Origin of the sequence: Parabacteroides sp. AM58-2XD, from assembly GCF_003463685.1 — a bacterium.
In the GTDB taxonomy this organism is placed as follows: Bacteria; Bacteroidota; Bacteroidia; order Bacteroidales; family Tannerellaceae; genus Parabacteroides; species Parabacteroides segnis.
On the sequence record NZ_QSDP01000046.1, the window covers coordinates 42,777 to 49,889 of the forward strand.

At 37.2% G+C, this 7,113-nt stretch carries 9 protein-coding genes and 2 pseudogenes; 4 read left to right on the top strand and 7 right to left on the bottom strand.

From position 1 onward, the window contains the following. Positions 1–182 precede the first annotated feature (182 nt). The 4 genes and pseudogenes from DXA15_RS27630 to DXA15_RS12650 all read left to right on the top strand — a co-directional run. Positions 183–308 (top strand): annotated as a pseudogene (locus tag DXA15_RS27630) (HU family DNA-binding protein); the annotation flags it as partial. Positions 309–589: 281 nt separating this feature from the next. Continuing rightward, positions 590–1,126 (top strand): flavodoxin, encoded by a 537-nt coding sequence (locus tag DXA15_RS12640; RefSeq protein WP_128134264.1) that lies wholly within the window; start codon positions 590–592, stop codon positions 1,124–1,126. Between the two features lie 6 nt (positions 1,127–1,132). Next, positions 1,133–1,692 (top strand): annotated as a pseudogene (locus DXA15_RS12645) (flavin reductase family protein). 15 nt (positions 1,693–1,707) lie between these two features. Further along, entirely contained in the window at positions 1,708–2,229 is a 522-nt protein-coding gene (locus DXA15_RS12650) for a DapH/DapD/GlmU-related protein (protein ID WP_128134256.1), read from the top strand. Positions 2,230–2,366: 137 nt separating this feature from the next. Here the strand turns inward: DXA15_RS12650 and DXA15_RS12655 are convergent, their stop codons facing one another. The 7 genes from DXA15_RS12655 to DXA15_RS12685 all read right to left on the bottom strand — a co-directional run bounded on the left by DXA15_RS12655 (position 2,367) and on the right by DXA15_RS12685 (position 6,983). After that, complete coding sequence (locus tag DXA15_RS12655) at positions 2,367–3,068, bottom strand: epoxyqueuosine reductase (RefSeq protein ID WP_128134257.1); 702 nt, start codon at positions 3,066–3,068, stop codon at positions 2,367–2,369. Next, positions 3,065–4,192, bottom strand: coding sequence for a GyrI-like domain-containing protein (locus DXA15_RS12660; protein ID WP_128134258.1), 1,128 nt, complete (start codon positions 4,190–4,192; stop codon positions 3,065–3,067). The genes DXA15_RS12655 and DXA15_RS12660 overlap by 4 nt, the downstream gene beginning before the upstream one ends. Before the next feature lie 90 nt (positions 4,193–4,282). Further along, positions 4,283–4,693 (bottom strand): DUF6463 family protein, encoded by a 411-nt coding sequence (locus DXA15_RS12665; RefSeq protein WP_199676312.1) that lies wholly within the window; start codon positions 4,691–4,693, stop codon positions 4,283–4,285. Between the two features lie 64 nt (positions 4,694–4,757). Further along, a complete protein-coding gene (locus DXA15_RS12670) occupies positions 4,758–5,555 on the bottom strand; it encodes a helix-turn-helix domain-containing protein (RefSeq protein ID WP_128134260.1) in 798 nt (265 codons plus the stop codon). Positions 5,556–5,557: 2 nt separating this feature from the next. Then, positions 5,558–6,490 carry a hypothetical protein gene (locus tag DXA15_RS12675; protein WP_128134261.1) on the bottom strand — a complete coding sequence of 311 codons (933 nt, stop codon included), beginning with the start codon at positions 6,488–6,490 and terminating at the stop codon, positions 5,558–5,560. Further along, entirely contained in the window at positions 6,487–6,672 is a 186-nt protein-coding gene (locus tag DXA15_RS27980; RefSeq protein ID WP_158579658.1) for a GNAT family N-acetyltransferase, read from the bottom strand. Before DXA15_RS27980 ends, DXA15_RS12675 begins: the two co-directional genes overlap by 4 nt. Positions 6,673–6,677: 5 nt before the next feature. Beyond that, positions 6,678–6,983, bottom strand: a complete 306-nt coding sequence (locus DXA15_RS12685) for a hypothetical protein (RefSeq protein ID WP_128134262.1) — start codon at positions 6,981–6,983, stop codon at positions 6,678–6,680. Between the last annotated feature and the right edge of the window lie 130 nt (positions 6,984–7,113).

Below are 7,113 nucleotides of genomic sequence, written 5' to 3' on the forward strand. Positions count from 1 at the left end.
AGAACAACCTATTTGGGTTGATTTAATAAAAACAACCTGTTTGGGTTGATTTTGGAAAAACAACCGGAATAGGTTGATTCTTGTTGAAACGATCGATTATGGAAAGTTCCAGGCGGAAATACTCTTTTCTATTACTTTCTAACTGATCCTTTGCGGATTGCAATGAAACAGAATAATCCTGTTTGCTTCAAGTTTTCGGTACTTTTATTCCGTGGTTGCAAAAAGAGCGTATCGGCCGTAATCCCCGTACCGGTATCTCTTGTGCAATACCGGCACGTACAAGTGTCAAGTTCAAACCCGGAAAGTTTTGTTTTCAGATTTGCGGAAAGATCGGTACGTTGGCCTGGCATATCGGCAAAGGGGAGATTGCCTGTGAAGAGGTGCTGGTGTTGGCAGGGAAGACGACGGTGGTGGAGTTTTGCGGAGGGTGAAGAGCTATTGAAAAATAAATAATAATACAATCGTATATGCTGGCGGTTTACGATCAGTAATTTGGGTTAGATAATCAGTGATTTATATACTTTTATATTGAATACTATTCTGTAATTTTGTGTCATAACAATAAAAATAAGAATTACATATGACAGCAATGAAGGTTAAAGGTATGATTATGGTAGTGATCATGATGTTATGTATCCCCATAAATGCACAGACGCAAAGTGATAAGACATTGGTGGTTTATTTCTCGGCAACAGGAACGACGGAAAAAGCAGCGAAGTTGATTGTAGAAGTTACAGGTGGAACGCTCTACGAAATACAACCTGAAAAAGAATACGTCACTGCTGATTTGGATTGGCATGACAAATCTTCACGTAGCAGTGTGGAGATGTCAAATGCTAAATCACGTCCTGCATTAAAATCTAAACCGGAGAATCTTGCAGATTACGATATCATTTATATAGGTTTCCCTATTTGGTGGAATTCAGCTCCGAGAATCATCAATACTTTTATTGAAAGCGGTGATTTTGCCGGCAAGACAATTATTCCGTTTGCAACATCGGGTAGCAGCAGTATTTCTAATGCGGAAAAAGAGTTGCAGGAAACCTATCCTGATCTGAAATGGCAAAAGGGCCGGCTTTTGAATGGTGCGACGAAGGAAGATATTAAGAAATGGACTAAAAAATAAATTGTTATGAGAAAGAATTTTGGGGCAAAGCCTTTACTTATCCGCAGCCGGTGTTTATTATCGCTGCTTATGATGAAAATGGTACTCCCAACGCTATGAATGCGGCTTGGGGTGGTATCAGCGAGATGCATGAAATTAGTATTTGTATTAGTGAGGGACATAAAACGACAGCCAATATACTGAAGCGTAAGGCTTTTACCGTGAGTATGGCAGAGGTCGGACAGGTGATAGCCTGTGATTACGTGGGTATTGTTTCCGGTAATAAGGTTCCGGATAAATTTGCTCGTGCAGGTTTCCATGCTACCCGTTCGGAGTTTGTAGATGCACCGTTGATTGACGAATTATCTGTAGTGCTGGAATGTAAATTGAAGGATTATAATTCAGAAACCTGTATTTTGCGTGGCGAAATAATAAACGTAAGTGTAGACGAACGTGCTCTTGACGAAAACGGAAAAGTAGATGTATCCAAAGTGTCTCCTATTATATTCGATCCATTCAATAACGATTACCTGGAAGTGGGTAAAAAGGTAGGTAATGCCTTTTCGGATGGAAAGAGATTGAAATAAGGAGTAGCATTATATATGAAAGAAATAAGAATAGACTGCGCACACCAGAGTGAGGCGGAGCTTGCTTTGGCAAAAGAACAGGCACAATTGGTATTCCGCCTGAACCATACTATGCCGATGACGGACGAATATGATGGGCTGCTTCATCGTCTTTTTCCAAATATGGGGGAAGGCAGTCGTGTGAATACCCCGCTTACTGTCATTCGTCCCCATGAGGTGAAGATTGGCCGCCATGTCGTTATAATGAATGGTTGCCTGATGATGTCTGCCGGTGGTATTACGATTGACGATGATGTTCAGATAGCCGCCAATGTACAACTTATATCGAATAATCATGATCTTGACAATCGCTCGATTATTACTTGTAGACCGGTACATATTTGTAACAGGGCATGGATAGGAGCAGGGGCTACGATCCTTCCGGGAGTTACAATCGGTGAGAATAGTGTTGTAGGGGCGGGCAGTGTTGTGACCAGGGACGTAGAACCGAACACGATTGTGGCAGGTAATCCCGCCAGAGTAATTCGGAAGATTTAGATTTTTCGATTATTGGTATGATAAAAATATAAGAATAAAAAAACGGAAGAGAAATCAATCCCTTCCGTTTTTTATTCTTGTGAACCCTTGTTTGGGCTTCTTCTACTTGTTATTCTTCGTTTGTCACTTGTAGAAACTCAGACAATATTCCTCTTTATATATGTTTGTGTTCTGGGACAATGCACAAGGCATTTCAAACAGGTACTGCATCCATGTATGTTAACGATTTCATCTCTTGAAACAGATCTACTCCAAACTTTACCTTTAAGGACTTTTCTCTCGCAGATCTTGACACAAGTAATGCAATTTCCGCATTTTGGAGATAGAGGTTCATGCAATACCGTTTCCAGTGGAGCATCAGTTAAAACCGTACCGAGACATTGTGCTGCGCCATATTCAGGAGTAATTAACAGGTTGTTTTTTCCAATCCACCCTAATCCGCCAAGTAGTGCAACGGTTTTATGGGGTAATACTGATTTTTTTGTTTCATGATCGAAAACGCTGTCGGCCACTAATCCTGTATCGGATTGCGATATGGCTTTATACCCCTTCCCGGTGATGAACTTGGCCAATTCGTCTGCTATTTCTCCCACCTTATGTTCGGTTAGCGAATATTCATCATCGTCGAAATTGTAATTATCCGCTATCCGTGCTTGTACGTAGTCGGGAATATTAAATACCATTTTAGCATATTCTGCGGTTAGCGGAAGTGCAAAAACAATGGCGTTCGGGAGTTGTCTGTTTTGCTTTTCGTCTAAATGCGATATACTGACAAAACGTATCAGTTCTGCTCCTTGATTTTTTAATTCGTTTTCTATCTCTTGGTTTAAGTATTTCATGTTTCTTTTTTTGTAATAGGGATATAAATATCTGTTATAAGTTCCGAAGCCGGAGTTTTTTGGGGAGTGTTGATGTAAGTCTCAAAGGTGAGCTGTTCTCGCAGGGTATAATCGCTTGTCGGCAACCAGTCAAGATAAATATGACAGTACACTTTATTCAGTTCATGATAAAACCCTTTGAAACGAAAGATTGCATATTCTCCCGCATGAATTTCATAAACGCCAAAGCCTTTCGGCGCTTCAAATGATTGCGGCAATGTTACCCCAATCATAAAACGACTTTGTTCTTCAGGCGTGATATACGGATAATCGAGAGTCAAGCTCACGTATTTACATCCTTTTGAAGACAATTCATATTTTTCGGAAAATTGTAGCAACTGCTTCCACAAAACAGAGTAGCTATGACTGACATTATTTGTTCTTTCCAATTTCAAGTATGCGATTCGGATACCAGATATTTTTTCAATACTTGGTTCAATTCGTATCGGATTTTTCCTTTCGGGATTGACGTTTGAATGCTTTTTGCGAAATTCCGGAATGGAACAATTGAAATAACTTTTGAATGCCCTCGAAAGTGTGTGTTTGTTCTGATAATTGATTTGATCGAGAAGCTTCGGTACACTTACGTCAGTTGTTATTAGCTTAAATGCAATGTACTCTAATCTCAGTCGTTGAATGTAAGTTCCCATATTTTCGCCACAAACAGCCTTGAAAAGCCTGCGAAAATAATATTTGGAGATACCTGCAACATACGATAGCTTGTCGGAATCAAGGTCGTCAAACAAATGGCGGTTGATATACTCCTGAACTCTTATAATCAAATCATATTGTACATGAGCCGTATTGATCTTTTGTTTCCATCTCTTGATATTTGGAAGTCGTTTGGACATCTCCGCTCTCAATTCTTCCGACGTGAGGTTGACTCCTGTCTCTTTATAATATTCTTCGGGGAAAAGCCCCCAAAGATAAATGAGATAATCCATTGAGAAATCATAGAGTTTAACCCCGTTATGCAAACAATAGTCGCAATACTCCACATTTTGGCTTGCCTTAAGATTTGTATAATCTATGTCTAAAGGGATTCCACACGTTTGGCAATATTTTGTTTCAGCATTGATTTTCATAAGCTTTTAATTGTTGAGTGCAAAGTTAGTCAATATGTTATGCAAAAAGTTACCATAAATAGCCTTCTTTTGTTTTTTAGCTGCAAGAATCTATTTTTTGTTAGTTCTTAGCTGTGATTTCCTGTATTTATTTAATGTTTCCATTTTCTTATTTGCAGTAATTATTATCAATGCTTGCGGCAAAAACAGCCAAAAACCGGAAATCGGCTCTATGATACATCCAACCACAGCAAACGCCAAAATACAATACCCCAAAACCAGAGGTGCGGGTTTCTGCTCTTTTTTGATATAGCATTGGAGTGTTAGCCCCCAAAGAATAAGTATAATCCCACATACTAAAAACCAAAGGGCGAAAGCACGGCTGTAACTGTCATCTGTGGAGTTTATTAATCCATCTTTTATCATCTCCGTAAAGTCCTCTTTCCCAAGTAATAGTGCATATACTGTGTGGATTGCTCCTGTTATAACAAGAAATGTCCCACTGTATTTCCAAAGTTTCATATTTTCATTCATTGTCATAGATAATATTTTATTAATGTGCTTTTATAGTCTTTATTACTTTTTCTTATAGTTCTGATGGAGTTGTGTTTGCCAAATTTTTAGCTTCTTTTACAAAATGGGAAAAGTCGGTATATCCCAATTCGTCGTATAAATCATAACTACCATTTGCACGATAGTTCTTCAATGCAGTTTTAAAGCGTAAAGCTTTAAAGCATTGTTTGGGTGATATACCTAATACTTCTTTGAAATATCTATTGAGTGTAGGATTTGACACACCAACTTCCTTACTTACTGTGTTCAATTTGTAATTACGGTTAGTATTGATATAGTAAATTGTTTTTATTACAGTGTTGAGTTTGAAATCAGAACTAAAGATTTTCATATTACTTAAAATCCAATTCTCTACAAACTGAACTCGCTCGGCAAAAGAGCTTTGCAATTTTAGTTCGTCTATTACTTTTTGATTTAGATACTTTTGCAGAGACAAATGATTATCCACCAAAGTTGAAATATCTTTAGATAAACAGGAGTACAAAACTCCCGGCTTGAATTTTATTGAAAATTCATGGGTTCCGGGAGCGTGTATTACAGTGATCGCTTCTGTTAAGCTACCAGATATCTTATCACCCGATGTATCAATTATACCATGTTCACGATGTACTTTGAATGTCTGATTACTATCGGAGATATAAATTGAAACTAAGATATTAGCATTGGGCAAAGCCACAAGTGAAAATGGAGTTATAGAATTGTTAGGAGTACATATTTCAAAATAATACTCAACAATATCCTTTAATTCAAAACAAGGATATTTAATTTCTACTTGTTCTTCATCTTCAAATATGACTTTACTCTTTACCATGTTTATTTAGTTAGGTGATATAATACCTGAATACCAAGCCCGAATGTCATCATTCGCTCTTTTTTGTTGGTTAATAGCTGTTGTGTCCAATCAAGCAATCCACCGTCAGCAATTTCAATAGTATTGCCGCCGATCACTATTTGCTGCTTTATTCTGAAACCATGATAATAGTTATTATCATGTTCCGGTGCTATAACCAAGACCTCAAGATTACTATTCTTTTCCCGGACATACGATATTGATTCCATTATAAGCGGGCTTTGACTGTCATAACCTTTGCATGGAATAATCTCATAATATATTTTCTCCACACCGTAACTTTTACATATTTCATACGATGTAGTTAAATGTTTTAATAGTTCTTCTTTCTCAAAATTAAAGCTACCAGTATCTCTACCGCATGAAATAAGGGCGAGAACAGTAAAATGAGGAGTGAAATTAGGATTATTAAATACCTGTGTCCTTATTACCCGTGAAATATTACTGTAATTATAGGTTTTGTTATCTAATTCTCCTTTTTTCTTTAACGATGCGTAATGTAATGCTATTGCATTCGTCGGGTCTGCCTGTACTTCTGTGTTTCTTAAAGAAGTAAGGACTTTTTTCTGATCTACTGTTGCTATAACACTACTTGTCCCAAACTGAGCGACCGGGGAAAGTTCTATGGGTTCAAATCCTCTACCTGCTATTAATTTATAGCACCGTAATTCATTTTCTTTATATTCTAAAACATCTTCTAATAAGGCGGGCTTAACAAGCTTGTTACCCTCATATTTACTTAGTAAAGACGAGGGAGTTACCTGCCCGACACGCTTGTTGAAAACGTCCAGTAAAACAGTGTTCAGTTCCGACCCGCTTAATTCATCAGACAACACTTTAACTATATCCTGCAAATCTAATTTACTAATAATGTGATCGCCTATATCTTTTTTCATTTTTTCCTAATACTATATAAATGTTCATCAACTATTTGTCCCTCTTTTATAACCGAGGACTTAATAATGGCTTCCTTTTCAAAACCTGTTTTTTCCAAAACTTTCATTGAGCCTATATTATACTCGTAAATTTTCGCATAAATCCTCAATAAGTCAAGTTCTTCAAAAGCAAATTTTATCAATAACCTTACCGCTTCGGTGGCATATCCTTTGCCCCAATAAGGTTCTCCAATCCATATCCAATTTCTGCATTAATACGATATACATCATACTGTGGTATTAGGCTGCAACAACCAACGAATGTATTATTCTCATATATCCCGAAGACGTTTCCTAATGATCCATTTGTAGCTAAATCAAGAAATGTAGTAGCATCTTCAATCTTATAAGGATATGGAAAAGTATCCCGTAAGTTTACAGCGATAGCGTGATTATTTGCTAATTGCTGTATATCCTCAGGTGGAGTTAGGTTTATATTTTGTAATCGTATCATTTCAATGTACTTATTGTTTTTGCAAAGGTAATCTCATATGTCATATCAATAAGTGTAAATGAATCAATCTGCTAATTCTATTTAATAGCCTAATCATTAATCCAACTTGTTCTAATAGTTAATCCTGAAT

Excerpts from the sequence above, each read along its gene's own strand:
- DXA15_RS12640 (WP_128134264.1), top strand. The coding sequence starts at position 590 with ATGAAGGTTAAAGGTATGATTATGGTAGTGATCATGATGTTATGTATC.
- DXA15_RS12650 (WP_128134256.1), top strand. The coding sequence starts at position 1,708 with ATGAAAGAAATAAGAATAGACTGCGCACACCAGAGTGAGGCGGAGCTT.
- DXA15_RS12655 (WP_128134257.1), bottom strand. The coding sequence starts at position 3,068 with ATGAAATACTTAAACCAAGAGATAGAAAACGAATTAAAAAATCAAGGA.
- DXA15_RS12660 (WP_128134258.1), bottom strand. The coding sequence starts at position 4,192 with ATGAAAATCAATGCTGAAACAAAATATTGCCAAACGTGTGGAATCCCT.
- DXA15_RS12665 (WP_199676312.1), bottom strand. The coding sequence starts at position 4,693 with ATGAAACTTTGGAAATACAGTGGGACATTTCTTGTTATAACAGGAGCA.
- DXA15_RS12670 (WP_128134260.1), bottom strand. The coding sequence starts at position 5,555 with ATGGTAAAGAGTAAAGTCATATTTGAAGATGAAGAACAAGTAGAAATT.
- DXA15_RS12675 (WP_128134261.1), bottom strand. The coding sequence starts at position 6,490 with ATGAAAAAAGATATAGGCGATCACATTATTAGTAAATTAGATTTGCAG.
- DXA15_RS12685 (WP_128134262.1), bottom strand. The coding sequence starts at position 6,983 with ATGATACGATTACAAAATATAAACCTAACTCCACCTGAGGATATACAG.